2 protein-coding genes are annotated in these 17,928 nt (G+C 72.9%); both read right to left on the bottom strand.

Translation table 11 applies throughout. From position 1 onward, the window contains the following. Positions 1-11 precede the first annotated feature (11 nt). Positions 12-1,034, bottom strand: a complete 1,023-nt coding sequence (locus AB0H54_RS17680) for an alpha/beta hydrolase family protein (RefSeq protein ID WP_355271732.1) — start codon at positions 1,032-1,034, stop codon at positions 12-14. 172 nt (positions 1,035-1,206) lie between these two features. Beyond that, on the bottom strand, positions 1,207-17,880 hold the full coding sequence (locus AB0H54_RS17675) for an amino acid adenylation domain-containing protein (protein WP_357346423.1): 16,674 nt from the start codon (positions 17,878-17,880) through the stop codon (positions 1,207-1,209). Positions 17,881-17,928: the final 48 nt, after the last annotated feature.

Here is a 17,928-nt window from a genome sequence, read left to right as displayed (position 1 = left end):
ACGCGACGCGCTTACAGGCCGAGACCGCGGGCCAGCACCGGCCACGACAGCTTCAGCTCATCCTTCCAGTAGCCCCACGAGTGGGTGCCGTTGGGACGGAAGTTGAAGGTCGCCGGGATGCCCAGCTCGTTCAGCCGGTTGGCCAGGTTGTGCGTGCAGAAGTTGGTGCCCGCCTCGATGACGCCGCCGATGACGATCTGGTTGGCCAGGCCGTAGGCGCCGGGCAGGGCGTACGGACCGTCGAGGGTGTCGTACGGGCCGGGCAGCCCGTTGCCGGTGGAGATGTAGAGATCAAGCCCGCGCAGTCCCTCGGCGTGGACGTACGGGTCGTTCGCGACCCACTCCGCCGAGCCCTGCGGGCCCCACATGTTCATGGTGTCGCCACCACCCCAGGTCTCGACCGTGAGCTTGACGAACTCCGAGCCGACCGGGTCGGAGGTCTGCGCGCACCCGGAGTAGGCCGCGGCCGCCTTGTACAGGCCGGGCTTGGCGATCGGCAGCGCGAGCACGGTGGTGCCCGAGGTGGACAGACCCGCGATGGCGTTCACGCCGTTGGTGCCAAGCGCGCCGTCGACCAGCGGGGGCAGCTCCTCGGTGAAGAACGTCTTCCACTTGTTGCGGCCGACGACCGGGTCGTCGGCGATCCAGTCGGTGTAGTAGCTCCAGGCGCCACCGATCGGCTGGATGACGTTGACGTTCTTGTCGCTGAGGAACTCCAGCGCGTCGGTCTTGGCGACCCAGGACGCGGAGTCCTCGCCACCACCGGCACCGTTGAGCAGGTACAGGGTGGGGCGCGGCACGGAAGCGTCGGCGGGGCGCTGGACGTCGACGATGATGTTGGAGTCCATCGCCGCGGAGTACACGTGCAGCCGCAGGCTGCGCGAGTCCTTCACCTCGGCCTTGACGATCTTGGAGCCGTCCTCGGAAACGGGGTTGGCGAGCAGGCTCTTGGAATCGATGATCGGATCAGCCGAGGCCGGGCTCGCGCCGATGCCGGACAGCAGTCCGGCGGCCACTGCGGTCGCCGCGATCATCGCCGCGGCGCGGGAGCCACGACGCCGGGAGTGCCGACGAATCAATTTCGCACCTTCGCTTCGTTTCGAATGGGTTGCACCACGCCAGAACCCTACGGGTTACCCAGGCGATACAACAGTAGGAATCGTTACAACAGCGCGGTCACATCATGCCTCACCAGCATCACCGATGTCATCGTGCCCCGGACTCCCGGTCGCCGACATCCAGCAACTCCGCCAGGCGCGGGCCGATCTCGGCCAGCGCCTCCGGTGAGGTCATCTGATCATGCACCACCGCGACCGGCCGATCGCGGACCTCGCCCTCGACATACGGCGCCCAATTCCGTGCTGCCGTCTCGTGTCCGAGCGCGCTGAAGTACTCCAGCCTGCCCCGGTACATCGCGGGCTGGTGCTCGGCGATCAGCTCGGCCGAGCGCACCGCGCTGCGGTAGATCCGTCGCAACCGCTCGGGGGTGAGCACGGCCATGTTGGCCGGGACGATCGCGTGCAGCGCGGCCAGCGCGTCCTCGCTGAGTTCACGCACCCCGGAGGCGGGCAGCGCCGCGCCGAGGTCGACGCCGAGTTCGGCGAGCGCGTCCCGGACCGCGGTGTGGAAATCGGGCACATCGATGTCGGGATGCGAGTCGAGCATCGCCAGCAGCGCCACCCGCTCCCCGCGCGCCTGTAGTTCGGTGGCGACCGCGTGCGCCAGCACGCCGCCCAGCGACCAGCCCATCAGCCGGTACGGGCCGTGCGGCTGGGCGGCCTTGATCTCGGCGACGTAGCGGCGGGCCATCTCGGTGAGCGTGCCGGGCAGGTAGCCCGCCTCGCTCAGCGCGGGCGACTGCAGGCCGAAGATCGGCCGCCGCGCCGGGATGTACTGGGCGAGCCCGGCATAGCACCAGGACAGGCCGTACATCGGATGGACGCAGAACAGCGGTCCGCCCGCCTCGGTGCCGTGCGGCACCCGGTTGCGGATGGGCAGCAGCACGCCGAGCGCGTCGTCGGAGTCGACGTCGTAGTCGCCCGCGTCGGACTGGGTGGCGTCGATGCGGGCGGCGAGCGCGGCGACCGTGGCGTCGGTGAAGAACCACTGCACCCGCACCTCGGCGCCGACCCTGGTCCGCAGCCTGCTGATCGCCTTGGTGGCGACCAGCGAGTTGCCGCCGAGCTCGAAGAAGTCGTCGTCGAGGCCGACCTTGCCCGCCCCGAGCACCTCCGCGTACACCTCGGCGACCGCGCGCTGTAGCGGGGTCGTCGGCGGACGGTAGGGCCGGGTGGTGAAGGCGGGCACCGGCAGCGCCTTGCGGTCGAGCTTGCCGCTGGCGTTGAGCGGCAGCGACTTCAGGGTCACCAGGGTCGACGGGACCATGTACGACGGCAGCGCGGCCCTGGCGTGCGCCAGCAGCGCCGCCTCGTCCAGCCCGTCCGCGCTCGCGCCGCTCTCGATCGAGTAGCCGGCCGCGGGCGGCGCGGTCTCGGCCGCGGTGGGTTCGGCCGCGTCGACCGGGACGACGTAACCGACCAGCCGATCCCCGGTCGGGCCGTGCACGAGCGCCACGGCGGCGTGTCTGACCTCGGGGTGATCCAGCAGCACGGCCTCGACCTCGCCGAGCTCGATCCGCTGACCGCGCAGCTTCACCTGGAAGTCACTGCGCCCCAGGTACTCCAGCTCGCGCTCCTCGGTCCAGCGGACCACGTCGCCGGTGCGGTAGAGCCTGCCGCCGCCGGCCTCGGCGACGAATCGCTCGGCGGTCAGCGCCGCGGCACCGAGGTAGCCACGGGCCAGCTGCACGCCTTCCAGATACAGCTCGCCCGCGGTGCCGGGCGGCACCGGCCGCAGCTGCCGGTCCAGCACGTGCACGCGCGTGTTGGCGACCGGAGTGCCGATCGGAATGCTCACGGCGGCACCGGCTTCGGCTCGCGCCGCGGTGACGACGGTCGCCTCGGCCGGGCCGTACCAGTTGATCAGGTCGACGCCGGGCAGCGCCCGCGCGAAGCGCCGCGCGGTCGAGGCCGACAGCGCCTCACCGGCGGCGAACACCCGGCGCAGCGCCGGGAAGCCGCCGTCGGCGCGGTCGGCGAGGAACGCGTCGAGCATCGACGGCACGAAGTGCACCGTGGTGACGGCGCGTTCGGCCAGCACCTCGGCCAGGTAAGCCGGGTCGCGGTGCCCGTCGGGCGACGCGATCACCACGGTCGCGCCGGTCTGCAACGGCCACAGCAGTTCCCAGGTGGAGATGTCGAAGGTGACCGGCGTCTTGTGCAGGACCACGTCGCCCGGGCCGTGCGGGTAGGCGCGCTGCGCCCAGCGGAACTGGGCGACCAGCTGCCGGTGGGTGAGCATGACGCCCTTGGGCGTGCCGGTGGAGCCGGAGGTGTGGATGACGTAGGCCAGGTTGTCCGGCTGGACCGCCGCGCGCGCCAGCGGCGCCGAGCCGGGCTCGAGCGTGTCGACGGTGACAACGGAAACCTCGGCGGCGGTGGTGAATCCGGTGCCCGTGGTGGTGAGCACGCAGACGGGCGCGGCCGCGGCCAGCACCCGGTCGGTGCGCTCGGCCGGATGGTCCGGATCCACCGGCACGTAGGCGGCGCCGGTGCGCAGCACCGCGTAGATCGCGGTCACCAGGTCGACGCCGCGCCGCATGGCGACGGCGACCAGCGCGTCGGGACCGGCGCCCCGCGCGCCGAGTGCCGCGGCGAGCGCGCGGGCCTTCGCGTCGAATTCGCCGTAGGTGAGCGAGGTTTCGCCCTCGACGAGGGCGATCGCGTCGGGAGTCGCGGCCACCTGCGCGTCGAACAGTGACAGCAGTGTCGCGTCGTCGAGCAGTTCCGGCGCGTCGGTGGCATTGGCCGCCGACAGCACGGCCCGCTCCTCGGCCAGCAGCACATCGATCTCGGCGAGCCTGCTCTCCGGCGCGGCGGTGAACCGGGCCAGCAGCATCGAGAGTCGTTGCGCCAGTGCGGTCGCGGTGGCCTCGCCGAAGACGTCGCGCAGATACTTGACCGACACCCGCAGTTGGCCGTCGGCGACGACCTGCACGGTCAGCGGGTAGTGGGTGCCGTTGGCGGCGTCCATCCCGGTGACCGCGGCGGAGCCGGACGCGGCCTGCGCCAGACCCTCCCGGTCGACCGGGAACGACTCGAACACGACAAGCGTGTCGAACAGCGCGTCGATGCCCGCGATCTCCTGGATCTCGCCCAGGCCCAGGTAGTGGTGCTCGAGCAGGGCCGCCTGGTCGTCCTGCAGCCTGCGCAGCAGTTCGGCGACGGTGTCGCCGGGGTGCAGCCGCACCCGGACCGGGATGGCGTTGAGGAACAGGCCGACCATGCGCTCCACGCCGTCGAGGGTGGCGGGCCTGCCGGAGACGGTGGCGCCGAACACCACGTCGTCGCGGTCGACCAGGCGCGCGATGAGCAGGCCCCACGCGGCCTGGACCACGGTGTTCACCGTGACGCCGAGCCCCGCCGCGAGCGTGCTCAGCGCGGCGGTGTCGGCGGTGGACAGCTCGAAGCCGGTTTCGCCGGTGCCGGTGGCGATCTCGCGACCCTGGTCCACCGGTGCCAGCGGCGTCGGCTCGGCCAGGCCGGTGAGCGCGCTGCGCCAGGCCTGGCGCGCGGCGTCGAGGTCCTGTTCGGCCAGCCAGGCCAGGTAGTCCCGGTAGGGCGCGATCTTCGGCAGGCGGCGCGAGCGGCCGCCGACCGCGTAGGCGGTGAGCAGTTCCTGCAGCAGCAGCGGGGTCGACCAGCCGTCGATCAGGATGTGGTGGCTGGTGACCAGCAGGTGCGCGGTCTCGGGCGTGCGCACCAGGGTGAAGCGCAGCAGCGGCGCGGCCGCCATGTCGAAGTGCGTGGTCAGGTCGGCCGTCTTGATCCGCTGGTAGGTGGCGGCGTCGGCGTCGATGACCTGCCACGGCACGTCGATGTCGTCGAGCACCACCTGCAGCGGGGTGCCCGCCGCGTCGGCGGCGAAGGCGACGCGCAGGTTGTCGTGCCGGTCGAGCACGGCCTGCGCGGCCTGGTGCAGCCGCTCGTCGTCCACGGCCGGATCGAGGTCGAGCGCGAACTGGGTGATGTAGGGGTCGACCGAGTTCTCCGCGAGCAGCGCGTGGAACAGCATGCCCGACTGCAGCGGGGTCACCGGCCAGACATCGCTGAGCAGCGGGTAGCGCCGCACCAGCCGGCTCAGTTCGGTCTGGCCAAGGCGCACCAGCGGGAAGTCCGACGGGGTGAATCCGCCCGCGCCGGGCCGCAATCCGTGTTCGGCGAGGCCGCCGAGGGCGCGGATCCAGTGTTCGGCGAAGGTCTTGACCGCGTCGGCGGTGAGCGCCGCGGTGGCGTAGTCGAAGCGGGCGACCATGCCGTCGTCGGTGGCGTCGACGGTGAGCACGAGCGCCAGATCGTCGGCGGCGACGTCGGTGTGCACCTTGGCCGGGCGCAGGTCGCGGAAGCGCACCGCGAACCGGCCCCGATCCAGCGAGCGCACGCTGTCGGCGGCCTCGGCGTCGAGATAGCGCAGCAGGCCGAAACCGGCGCCGCGCGCTGGCACCGTCCGGCGCAGTTCCTTGATCTGGGCCAGCGCGGTCCCGGCGGCGGGCCCGCCGACCAGCGCGTCGGCGATGTCGACGCCCTCCAGGCGCAACACCAGCGGGTAATCGGTGGTGAAACCGCCGACCACGCTCTCGGCGTCGGGCCTGCCCAGCACGCGCTGGTCGGCGCGCAGCCGGACCACGGTGCCGATGACCCGCGCGACGGCGGTGTCGGCGGCGGTGTGCAGGGCCAGCGCGGCGGCGGTGAGCAGGACCTCGTCCACGGTGGCGCGGTAGGCGTCGGCGACGGTGGTGACCGCGGCGGTGCCCTCACCGGTGATGCTCAGCGAGACCCGGTTGCGCTGCCGCAGATCGGCGGATTCGCCTGCCCTGGAACGGATCGCGCGGTGCCAGTACTCGCGTTCGGCGCGGGCCCGGCCCGAGGACGGGTATTCGGCGAGCCTGCGCACCAGGTCGCCGAGTCCGGCGTCGGGTGCGGCGGGCGCCGCGTGGCGGCCCCGGCTCCACGCCGTGGTCAGCTGGTCGACGATCGAGCGCCAGGACGGTTCGTCCAGGACCAGGCTGTTGGCGACCACGACCAGCGTGGAGCTGCGCTCGCCGTCGCCGGTGAGCACGAAGTGGATATTGCGGCCCTCGTCCGGGTCGAGCGCGGCGGCGGCCGCGGCGACGATGTCGTCGACCGGCAGCGAGGACTCGCCGTCGGTGGCGTCGAGCCTGCGGAAGGCGTCGCCGGTGCGCTCCTCCTGCGACGGGATCACCAGCACCGGGGCCCTGCCGCTGCGGTCGAGCACCGCCCACAGCATCGGGTGCTGGTTCATCACGGCGTGCACGACCTCGGCGACGGCGTCGTCGGAACAGTCGACGGGCACGTCGAGCAGCACGGCCCTGGGTTCGACGGCGGTGTCCCCGGTCTCCATCAGCTGGGCCGCGGTGGCGGTCAGCGGCAGAGCGGCGGGCCGCGAGCCGGCGTCGAGGGTGATCTCGGCGCGCCCGGCGAGCGCACCGACGGTCCGCGCGTCGAAGAGGTCGCGCGGCCGCAGCCCCACCCCGGCCGCGCCGGCCCGCGAGACCACCTGGATGGCGGTGATGCTGTCGCCGCCGAGGGCGAAGAAGTCGTCGTCGAGGCCGACCCGGTCGTGGCCGAGGACCTCGCCGATCACCCGCGCGAGCGCGCGTTCGGCCGCGGTGCGCGGCGGACGGTGTTCGCGGCGCACGGTGACCGGATCGGGCAGCGCGCGCCGGTCCAGCTTGCCGACCGGCGTGAGCGGCAGCTCGTCGAGGACGACGATCGCCGCGGGCACCATGTAGTCGGGCAGCACGCGGCCTGCCAGCGCGGTGAGTTCGGCCGGGTCGAGCCGCTCCCCCGGCTCGGCGAGCACGTAGGACACCAGCATGGTGGCGCCGGTGCCGTTGTCGCGGCCCAGCGTGGTGACCCAGGAGACGCCGGGCGCGGCGGCCAGCACCGCGTCGATCTCGCCGAGCTCGATCCGCAGGCCGCGGATCTTCACCTGGAAGTCGTTGCGGCCGACGAACTCCAGCACGTCACCCCGACGGCGCACGAGGTCGCCGGTGCGGTAGAGCCGGGTGCCCGGCGCCCCGTACGGATCGGCGACGAAGCGCGCCGCGGTCAGGCTCGCGCGGCGGTGGTAGCCGCGGGCGAGCTGGATGCCGCCCAGGTACAGCTCACCGGTGACGCCCTCGGGCACCGGACGCAGCCGCCCGTCGAGGACCAGCGCCGTGGTGCCCCGGATCGGACCGCCCATGTGCGCGTCGGCGCCGGGGGTCAGCGGATCGCTGATGGCGGCCATGATGGTGGTCTCGGTGGGACCGTAGCCGTTGTGGAACTTGCGCTGTGCCAGCGTGTTCCAGCGCGCGACCAGGTCGGCGGGCACGTGCTCGCCGCCGACGACCAGATGCCGCAGCCCCGGCACGCCCGCCGGGTCGAGGGTGGCCAGGACGGTGGGTGTGAGGAAGGTGTGGGTGACCCCTTCGGTGCGGATCAGCTCGGCGAGTTCGGTGCCGCCGACGGATCCGGCGGGCGCCACCACCAGCGTGCCCGCGCCACCGAGGGCGAGCAGCAGCTCGAGCATCGAGGCGTCGAACGACGGCGAGGCGAAAGCCAGTGCGCGCGAACCGGAATCGAGCCGGTAGCGCTCCTTCTGCTCCGCGCAGAAGTTGGCCAGGCCCGCGTGGGTGACGACGACGCCCTTGGGCAGACCCGTCGACCCCGAGGTGTAGATCATGTACGCGCCGTTGGCGGTGCTCGGCTGGGCCCGCAGTTCGATCTCGCGCAGCGCCACCGAGGCGTAACCGGCGACCTCGGCGGTGAATTCGCGATCGTCGAGGGCGACCCAGCCCGCGTCGCCGGGCAGGGTGGGCAGCCCGGTCAGCTCGGCGGCGAGGGTGACGCCGAAGACCGCGCCGGAGTCGGCGGCCATGTGGGTGATCCGCTCGGCCGGGTAGCCGGGGTCGATCGGCACGATCATCGCGCCGGTGCGGGCGATGGCCCACACCGCGAGCACCGATTCGACCGACCGCCGGATCGCCACGGCCACCGCGACTTCCGGTCCGGCGCCACGGGCGATGAGGCCCCTGGCCAGCTGGTTGGCCGCCGCGTCGAGGTCGGCGTAGGTGAAGCCGCGCCCGTCACCGCGCACGGCCACCCCCGTCGGGTTGGCCAGCACGGCGGCATCCATCAGCTGCGCCAGCGTGCGCTCCGGCTCGGCGGGCGGACCGGTGAAGGTGGTCTGCGCGGTGAACTCGGCGTCGTCGAGCAACTCGACAGCACCGACGGCGACCTCGGGATCGGCGACGAGCTCGCCGAGCAACCGGGCGAACCTGGCACCGAAGGCCGCGACGGTGGCTTCGTCGAACAGATCTGTCGCGTAGGTGAATTCGGCGTGCATGCCGCCGTGGTCGGGCAGCTCGCGGACGGTGAGCAGCAGGTCGAACTTGGCCTCGGCGGTGCGCGCGTCGAGCGCGCCCACCGTGATGCCGGGCAGCTCGAACGCGACCGGGGCGAGGTTCTCGAACGACAGCGCCACCTGGAACAGCGGGTGCCTGCCCGCCGACCGGACCGGCTGCACCGCCTCGACGACCCGCTCGAACGGGATATCGGCGTGCGCGAAGGCCCGCAGGTCGGTGTCGCGGGTCTGCCGCAGCAGTGCCGTGAACGGCTCGGCGTCGGACACCCGGCTGCGCAGCACCAGGGTGTTGACGAACATGCCGACGAGGTCGTCGAGTTCGCGGGCGCCACGACCGGCGATCGGGGTGCCGATGGCGACGTCGTCGGTGCCGCCGGTGCGGGCGAGCAGTACCGCGAGGGCGGCCTGCACCACCATGAACACGGTGACGCCCTGGGCCCGCGCCAGCCCGGCCAGGCCGGAGTGCAGCGCCGCGTCGATCTCCACGGTGCTCAGCGCCCCGGCGAAGGACTGCACCGGCGGCCGCGGCCGGTCGGCGGGCAGCGCGATCTCCTCGGGAAGCCCGGCGAGTTCTTCGGTCCAGTAGCTCAGCTGCGCGGCGGCGGTGGACGCGGGATCGGCCTCGTCACCGAGCGATTCCCGCTGCCACACCGCGTAATCCGCGTATTGCAGCGGCAGCGGCGACCACGCGGGCGTGGCGCCTTCGGTGCGGGCGGTATAGGCCAGCACCAGGTCACGGGTGAGCGGGCCCATCGAGAAGCCGTCGGCGGCGATGTGGTGGGCGACGAACACCAGGACGTGGTCGTCGGCGCCCAGCCGCAGTAGTCGCAGCCGCACCGGCGGCGCGGCGGTGACGTCGAAGCCCTCGGCCACGGTGCGCCGCACCTCGTCGACCAGGTCGTCGGCGGTGACCAGCATCGGCGTCAGATCGACCCGCACCGCGCCGGGCGCGAGCACCTCCTGGACCGGACCGTCGCCGCGCTCGGGGTAGCGGGTGCGCAGCACCTCGTGCCGGGCGAACAGGTCACCGACGGCGACGGCCAGCGCCGCGAGGTCGAGCGTGCCGGTGAGCCGGATGGCGGCCGGGATGTTGTAGACGGTGGCCTCGGGATCGAGCCGGTTGAGCAGCCACATCCGCTGCTGCGCCAGCGACAGCGGCAGCCGGTCCGGGCGCGGTCCGGCCACCAGCGGCAGCGCGGCGAGCTCGGCGGAGCGGTGCACCCGCAGGGCGAGGTCGGTGACGGTCGGCGCCTCGAACAGCAGGCGGACCCCGACCGCGCGGTCCAGCGCGGCGCTGATCCGGGCGGCGGCCCTGGTGGCGAGCAGCGAGTTGCCGCCGAGGGCGAAGAAGTCGTCGTCGGCGCCGACCGCGTCGACCCCGAGGATCTCGGCGTAGACCTCGGCGACCAGCTGTTCGGTCGGCGTCGTGGGCGCGCGGAAGGCCGCGGCCTCGAACACCGGGGCGGGTAGCGCGGCCCGGTCCAACTTGCCGTTGACGGTGCGCGGCAGCGTGTCGAGCACGACGAACGCCTCGGGCACCAGGTACGCGGGCAGCTTGTCGCGCAGCGCCGACTTCAGCTGCGCCACATCGACTTCCCCGCCGACCACATAGGCGACCAGCCGGTCCCCGAAGTGCGCGTCGGTGCGCGCGAGCACGGCGGCCTGGGCGATCCCGGGCAGCCCGAGCAGCACGGCCTCGACTTCGCCCGGCTCGACCCGGAAGCCGCGGATCTTCACCTGGAAGTCCGTGCGGCCCAGGTAGTTCAGCGAGCCGGTGCGGTCACGGGCGACGAGGTCGCCGGTGCGGTACATCCGCGCGCCGGGCTCGAACGGGTCGGCCACGAAGCGTTCGGCGCTCAGCGCCGCCTTGCGCAGATAGCCGCGCGCCAGCTGGGCGCCCGCGAGGTAGAGCTCACCCCGCACGCCCGGCGCGACGGGGCGCAGGCGCTCGTCGAGGACGTACACCCGGGAGTTCCATTCGGGGGTGCCGATCGGCACGCTCAGCACGTCGGCCGAGGTCACCCGATGGTCGGTGATCGACACGGCCGCCTCGGTGGGGCCGTACAGGTTGTCGATCCTGGTGTCCGGCAGCGCGGTCAGCAGGCGCTGGGCGAGCGCGGCGGGCAGCGCCTCGCCGATGGCGAGGATGCGGGTGAGCGGCTGTGGCCGGGCCTCCCAGTAGCCGGCCAGCGCGTCCAGCAGCGACGGCACCGCCGTGAGCGTGGTGACCCCGGCGTCGGTGATGAGCCCGTCCAGGTAGGCGGGATCGCGGTGCCCGTCGGGCGCGGCGATCACCAGCTTGCCGCCGCAGACCGCGGCGGACCAGAACTCCCACACCGACAGATCGAAGGTGGCCGGGGTCTTCAGCAGGAACACGTCGTCGGCGCCGGTGCCGAATTCGCCACGCAGCCACTGCAACTGGTTGACCACGGCGGCGTGCGGCACCGCCACGCCCTTGGGGCGGCCGGTGGAACCGGAGGTGAAGATGACGTAGGCCGTGTTCTCCGGACGCAACGGCGCGCGCCGGTCGGCGTCGGTGATCGGCGCCGGATCGGCCGAGGCGATCACCGGATGGTCGACCCGCACGACGGGCGCCGCGTCGGTCCGGAAACCGTTGCTGAGCACACAGATCGGGGCCGCGGTGCCGAGGATGTAATCGGTGCGATCGGCGGGCTGATCCGGATCGATCGGCACGTAGGCGCCGCCGGCGCGGGTCACCGCGAACATGGCGACGACGAGATCGATCGAGCGCGGCAGCGCGAGCGCCACCAGCGACTCGGGTCCGACGCCCAGCGAGATCAGGTGCCGGGCAAGGCGATTGACCCGCGCCTCGAACTCGGCGTAGGTGAGTTCCAGCCTGCCCTCGGGCAGATCGGCCACCAGCGCGACGGTTTCGGGGCGCGCCAGTGCGGGCAGGTCGGCCAGCGTGCCACCCGGAATCGCGAGATCGGCCGCGCCCGCGGTGATCTCGGTCGCGCGCTCGGCCGACGTGCGCAGGTCGACATCGCCGACGACGACGCCCGGCTCGCGCACCACCGCGTCGAGCAGCAGACCGAGCCGATCGGCGAAGGCCCGCACGGTCTCCGCGTCGAACAGGTCGGTGGCGTAGGTGAAGAAGCCCTCGATGCCGGTCGGCGTGCCGTCGGCGGCGTAGCCGTCACCGACGATCAGGTGCAGATCGAACTGGGACACGGCCAGTTCCGCCGACACGGGGGCGATCCGCAGACCGGGCAGTTCCAGCGCGGCGCGGTCGACGTTCTGGAACGACAGGCCCACCTGGAACAGCGGATGCCGCGCGGTCGAGCGCGGCGGGTCGAGCACCTCGACGAGCCGCTCGAACGGGATGTCGGCGGCGGCGAAGGCGGCCAGGTCGCGGGTGCGCTGCGCGGCGAGCAGGTCGGTGAACGACGCGCCGCCGTCGTAGTGGGTGCGCAGCACGACGGTGTTGACGAACATGCCGATCAGGTCGTCGAGCTCGCGCTCGCCCCGACCGGCGAACGGCGTGCCGACCGCGACGTCGGCAGTGCTCGCCGTGCGGGCCAGCAGCACCGCGAAGGCGGTGTGCAGCACCATGAACACGGTGGCGCCGCTGTCCTTGGCCAGCTTCGCGAGCCCGGCGTGGGTCTCGGCGTCGATGCGCACCTGCACCCGGCTGCCCGCCAGCGAGGCGACGGCGGGACGCGGGCGGTCGGCGGGCAGTTCGAGCAGGTCCGGCAGGCCGGACAGCTCGTCGCGCCAGAACGAGATCTGCGCGGCGGCGGCGGATTCCGCGTCGGCCTCGTCACCGAGGCGATCCAGCTGCCACAGCGCGTAGTCGGCGTACTGCACCGGCAGCGCGGGCCACCCGGGGGCGTGCCCGGCCGTCCGGGCCAGATAGGCGGTGGTCACGTCACGCACCAGCGGCGCCATCGAGGACGCGTCGGCGGCGATGTGGTGCACGACCACCGCGAGCACGTACTCGGTGGGCGCGTCGGGGCCGTCGCCGGTGATGTCGAGCAGCCGGACCCGCAGCGGGACCTCGGCCGTCACGTCGAAGGCGGTCGCGGCGAGCGCGCCGACCTGCTCGATCAGCGTGGCCGGATCGACGCGGCGCACGGTGACATCGAGGTCGACCTGCTCGACCGGCAGCACCCGCTGGATCGGGCCGTCGCCGGTGTCGGGGTAGACGGTGCGCAGCACTTCGTGCCTGGCCAGCACATCGCGCAGCGCGGTGCCGAGCGCGGCCACGTCCAGGCTGCCGGTCAGGCGCAGCGCGAACGGCAGGTTGTAGGCGGCGGCGCCGTCACCGGCGGCCGCGCCCTGGTCGAACCGGTTGAGGAACCACATGCGCCGCTGCGCGGGCGAGAGCGGCAGGTCGGCCGGCCGGGTGAGGGTGCCGAGGCCACTGGTCGCGGCGGTCTCGCCGCCCGTCCCCAGCGTCGCGGCGAGACCGGCGACGGTCGGGGTCTCGAACAGGGCGCGCACGGCGACCCGATCCCCGGTGGCCGCGCCGAGACGGGCGACGAGCCGGGTGGCGACGAGCGAGTTGCCGCCGAGCGCGAAGAAGTCGTCGTCGGCGCCGATATCGGTGCGGCCGAGCACTTCCCCGAACAGCGCGGCGACGAGCTTCTCCTGCTCGGTGCCCGGCGCCCGGAAGGCGCGGGCCGAGAAGTGCGGCGCGGGTAGGGCTTTGCGGTCGAGCTTGCCGCTGGCGTTGAGCGGCAGCGCGTCGAGCACGGTCACCGACGCGGGAACCATGTACGCGGGCAAGGTCTTCGACGCGACGGTCCGCAGCCGGTCCGGATCGGCGGCCCGGCCGGGCGCCGGCACGACATAGGCGACGAGCTGATCACCGAGTTCGGTGGGCGCGACCAGCGCCACCGCCTGGCTGACGGAGTCGTGCGCGAGCAGCGCGGTCTCGATCTCGCCGAGCTCGATGCGCTGGCCGCGGAACTTCACCTGGAAGTCGATGCGGCCCAGGTAATCCAGCCGATGCGGCGCGGTCGCGGTGGGACGTCGCCACACCACCAGGTCACCGGTGCGGTACATGCGCTTGCCCACGTCGAACGGGTCGGCGACGAAGCGGTCGGCGGTCAGGCCGGGCCGGGCGACGTAGCCGCGCGCGAGCTGATCGCCCGCGAGATAGAGCTCACCCGCGATCCCGGGCGGCACCGGTCGCAGTCGCGAATCCAGCACGTAGACCCGGGTGTTCCACTGCGGCAGGCCGATCGGCACAGTCCGCTCGCCGGCGCGGGCGGGCCAGTAGGTCACCGAGACCGCAGCCTCGGTGGGACCGTAGAGGTTGTGCAGCCGGGCCGAGCTGATCTCGGCCATGGCGTCGACCGTCTCCGGCGGCAGCGCCTCACCGATCACGAACACCTCGCGCAGCGACGGCATCGCGCCGTCGGACCCGGCCTGTGCGGCGAAGACGGTGAGCATCGACGGGACGAAGTCGGTCACCGTGACGTTGTGCCGGTCGATCAGATCGATCAGGTATGCCGGGTCGCGGTGCCCGTCCGGGGTGGCGAGCACCAGCGTCGCGCCGACCCGCAGCGGCATGAAGTAGCCCCACAGTGACACGTCGAAGGTCGTCGCGGTCTTCTGCAGATAGACATCGCCCAGGGCCAGTGGGTATTTCGCGAGCATCCACACCAGCTGGTTGTGGATGGCCGCGTGCGAGATCGCCACGCCCTTGGGCTTTCCGGTGGAACCGGAGGTGAAGATGACGTAGGCCGGGTGGTCGGCGCGCAGCGGCGCGCGCAGTTCGGCCGGGCGCACCGGATCGACCGGTACGCCCCGCGTATCGAGCTCGTCGAGCCGGAGCAGTTCGGTGCCCTCGGGCACCGGCATCGGCTCGGTGCTCAGCACGGCCGCCGGGCGCGCGGTGTCGAGGATGTAGGCGATGCGCTCGGCCGGATGGTCCGGGTCCAGCGGCACATAGGCGCCACCGGCGGTGAGTACCGCGTACATGGCGACGACGAGGTCCGGCGACCGCCGGATCGCCAGGCCGACCAGGCCTTCCGGGCCGACCCCGGCCTGGATCAGCAGCCGGGCCAGCGCGTTGACCCGCTCGTCGAACTGCCGGTAGGTCAGGTCGGCGCCCTCGTAGACGAGCGCGGTGGCGTCCGGATGCGCCTGCACCGCACGGCGATACGCGTCGAGCATCAGCTCGGGCGCCACCGGGTGACCGGTCCCGTTCCAGGCGGTCAGGGTCAGTTCGCGCTCGGCGGCGGTGAGCAGATCGATCTCGGCGATCGTCAGGTCGGCGTCGGCCGTGACGGCGGCGAGCAGGTGGGTGAAGCGCGCCGCCATGGTCTCGATCGAGTCGGCGTCGAACAGATCGGTGGCGTAGTTGAACGACGCGGCCATCGGCTCGGCCGGGTCGGTGCCCGGCACGACGGTCAGCTGGAGGTCGAAACGGGCGACCGCGCCGCCGAATTCGACCGGCGTCGCGTCCAGGCCGGGCAGCCGCAGGTTCGGCAGGTCGAGGTTCTGGAAGAACAGGGCCACCTGGAACAGCGGGTGGTGCGCCTGCGAGCGGACCGGGTCGAGCAGCTCGACCAGGCGCTCGAACGGCAGGTCGGCCTGGGCGAAGGCGGCGATGTCGGCGCGCTTGGTCTCGCGCAACAGCTCGGCGAAGCTCGCGTGCTCGTCGACGCGCGACCGCAGCACCAGGGTGTTGACGAACATGCCGATCAGGTCGTCGAGTTCGCGGGCGCCGCGACCGGCCACCGGGGTGCCGATGGCGATGTCGTCGGTGTGCGCGAGCCTGCTCAGCAGCACCGCGAACGCGGCGTGCACGACCATGAACTCCGAGGCGCCGCTGCGCTGGGCCAGCGTGGCGATCGCGGTGTGCACCTCGGCCGGGATCCGGAAGCCGAATTCGGCGCCACGGCCGGTGAACACCGGCGGGCGCGGGCGATCGGTGGGCAGGTCGAGCCGGTCGGGCAGCCCGGCCAGGGTGTCGCGCCAGAAGCCGATCTGGGCGGTGGCGACCGAGTCGGGATCGTCCTCGGCGCCGAGCAGTTCCCGGTGCCACAGCGTGTAGTCGGCGTACTGCACCGGCAGCGGCTGCCAGCTCGGCCGCGAGCGGTTGCGCCGGGCCAGGTAGGCGCCGAGCAGGTCGCGCAGCAGCGGCGCGACCGAGGCGCCGTCGGCGGTGATGTGGTGCAGCGCCACCGCGAGCACATGGTCGCGCGGACCGAGTTCGGCCAGCGCCACCCGCAGCGGGACGCCCTCGGCCACGTCGAAGCCGGTGGTGGCGAATTCGCCCAGCCACAGCGGCAATTCGTCCTCGGTGAGCTCGTCGACGAGCACATCGGGCACGGCGTCGGCCATCGGCAGCACCACCTGGTGGCCGACACCGTCGATCGCCGGGTAGTAGGTGCGCAGCGACTCGTGCCGCTGCACCAGGTCGGTCAGCGCGGAGTGCAGGGCACGCGCGTCGAACGGGCCGGACAGCCGCAGCGCGAACGGGATCGTCTCGGCGACCGAGGCCGGGTCGAACTGGTTGAGGAACCACATCCGCTGCTGAGCGGGCGAGAGCGGGATCAGCTCCGGCCGCTCACGGCGCGTCGGGGCGGACTGGCCGCCCGCGCCCTTGAGCGGCTCGAGCAGCTCGGCCAGACCGGCCACCGTCGGCCGTTCGAAGACATGACCGGCGGGCACCCGGGCCGACAGCTCGGCGCCGAGCCGGGCCGCCGCCCTGGTGGCCAGCAGCGAGTTGCCGCCGAGCGCGAAGAAGTCGTCGTCGGCGCCGATCGCGCGCTCGGGGGCGAGCAGCTCGGTGAAGATCTGCGCGACCAGCTCCTCCATCGCGCCCGACGGCGCGCGGAATTCCTCGGTACGCAGGGTCGGTGCGGGCAGCGCGGCCCGGTCCAGCTTGCCGACCGGCGTCAGCGGGATGGTGTCGAGCACGGTCAGCGCGGTCGGCACCATGTGCGCGGGCAGTCCGGCCCTGGCATGGGCGAGCAGCTCGTCGGAGTCGACCAGCGCGCCCGGCGCGGCGTGGACGTAGGCGGCGAGGATGGTGGTGCCGTTGTCGAGCTGGTGCCCCACGGTCACCGCGAAGTCGACGCTGTCGTGCGCGGAGAGCACCGCGTCGATCTCGCCCAGCTCGATCCGGAAGCCGCGGACCTTCACCTGGAAGTCGTTGCGGCCGACGAATTCCACCGCACCGTCGGCGCGCCTGCGCACCAGATCGCCCGTGCGGTACATGCGTCCGCCGGCGGGATCGAACGGGTCGGTGACGAAACGGGCCGCCGTCAGCGCCGGTCGCCCGTGATAGCCGCGGGCCAGCTCGTTGCCCGCGATGTACAGCTCGCCGATCATCCCGTCCGGCACCCGGACCAGGCGCTCGTCGAGCACGTACTCGGTGACCCCGCGCAGCGGCGGGCCGAAGTTCACGGCCGCGCCCGGCGCCAGCGCGGCGCTGATGTTGGTCATGATGGTGGTCTCGGTCGGCCCGTAGCCGTTGTGGAAACGCCGGGTGCCCGAGGGTAGTTCGATGGCCCAGCGGCGAACCATGGCGGGCGGGACGTCCTCGCCGCCGCTGGCGATCACGACCAGGTCGTCCAGCCCGGCCGGGTCGAGCGCGGCGAGCGCGGCGGCCGTGATGAACATGTGCGTCACCGACTCGCGGCGCAGCACCTCGGCCAGCTCGGCGCCGCCGAGCATCCCGGCGGGCGCGACCACCATGGTCGCCGCCGCCCCGACCGCCATCAGCAGTTCGAGCACGGCGCCGTCGAAGGAGGGCGAGGCGAAGTGCAGGGTCCGCGAGGTCGGCTCGACGTTGTAGAGCGCGCGCTGTTCGGCGCTGAATCCGGCCAGGCCGGCGTGGGTCACCACGACGCCCTTGGGCAGGCCGGTGGAGCCCGAGGTGTAGGTGATGTAGGCCGGGTGCGTCAGCCGCAGCGGGCGCACCCGGTCGGCGAAGGTCACCGGGTCGCCGGGCTGCTCCTCGGCGGCGCGGCGCACGGCCGGATCGTCGAGGCACAGCCAGTCGACGGTGCCGGGCAACCGGTCCAGCGCGGCGCCGACGGCGAGGCCGAGGACCGCGCCGGAATCGGCGAGCATGTGGGTCACCCGGGCGGGCGGATAGTTCGGGTCGACGGGCAGGAACGCGGCGCCCGCCTTGGTGACCGCCCACATGGCCAGCACGGAGTCGGCCGAGCGCGGGATGCCGATGGCGACGATGTCCTCCGGGCCGACCCCGCGCGCGATCAGCAGCCGGGCCAGCCGGTTGGCGCGTTCGTCGAGCTCGGCGTAGCTCCAGCGGACGGGCGCGGACACGCCGTCGTCCCAGGACAGCGCGACGCCGCCGGGGTTGGATTCCACGGCGACGGACAGCAGTTGCGGCAGCGACTTCCCCCGCTGCCTGGCACGGGCGCCGGACGCCCTGCTGGCCCGGGTCACGCCCGTTCCCTCCGCTCGACGGAGTCGACTAGCCGTTCCCCGGTCATG

The organism is Nocardia sp. NPDC050718 (assembly GCF_040654235.1).
Classification (GTDB): domain Bacteria; phylum Actinomycetota; class Actinomycetes; order Mycobacteriales; family Mycobacteriaceae; genus Nocardia.
Note: the sequence above shows the minus strand (reverse complement) of the source record. Positions and strands in the feature narration are given on the sequence as shown.

Excerpts from the sequence above, each read along its gene's own strand:
- AB0H54_RS17680 (WP_355271732.1), bottom strand. The coding sequence starts at position 1,034 with ATGATCGCGGCGACCGCAGTGGCCGCCGGACTGCTGTCCGGCATCGGC.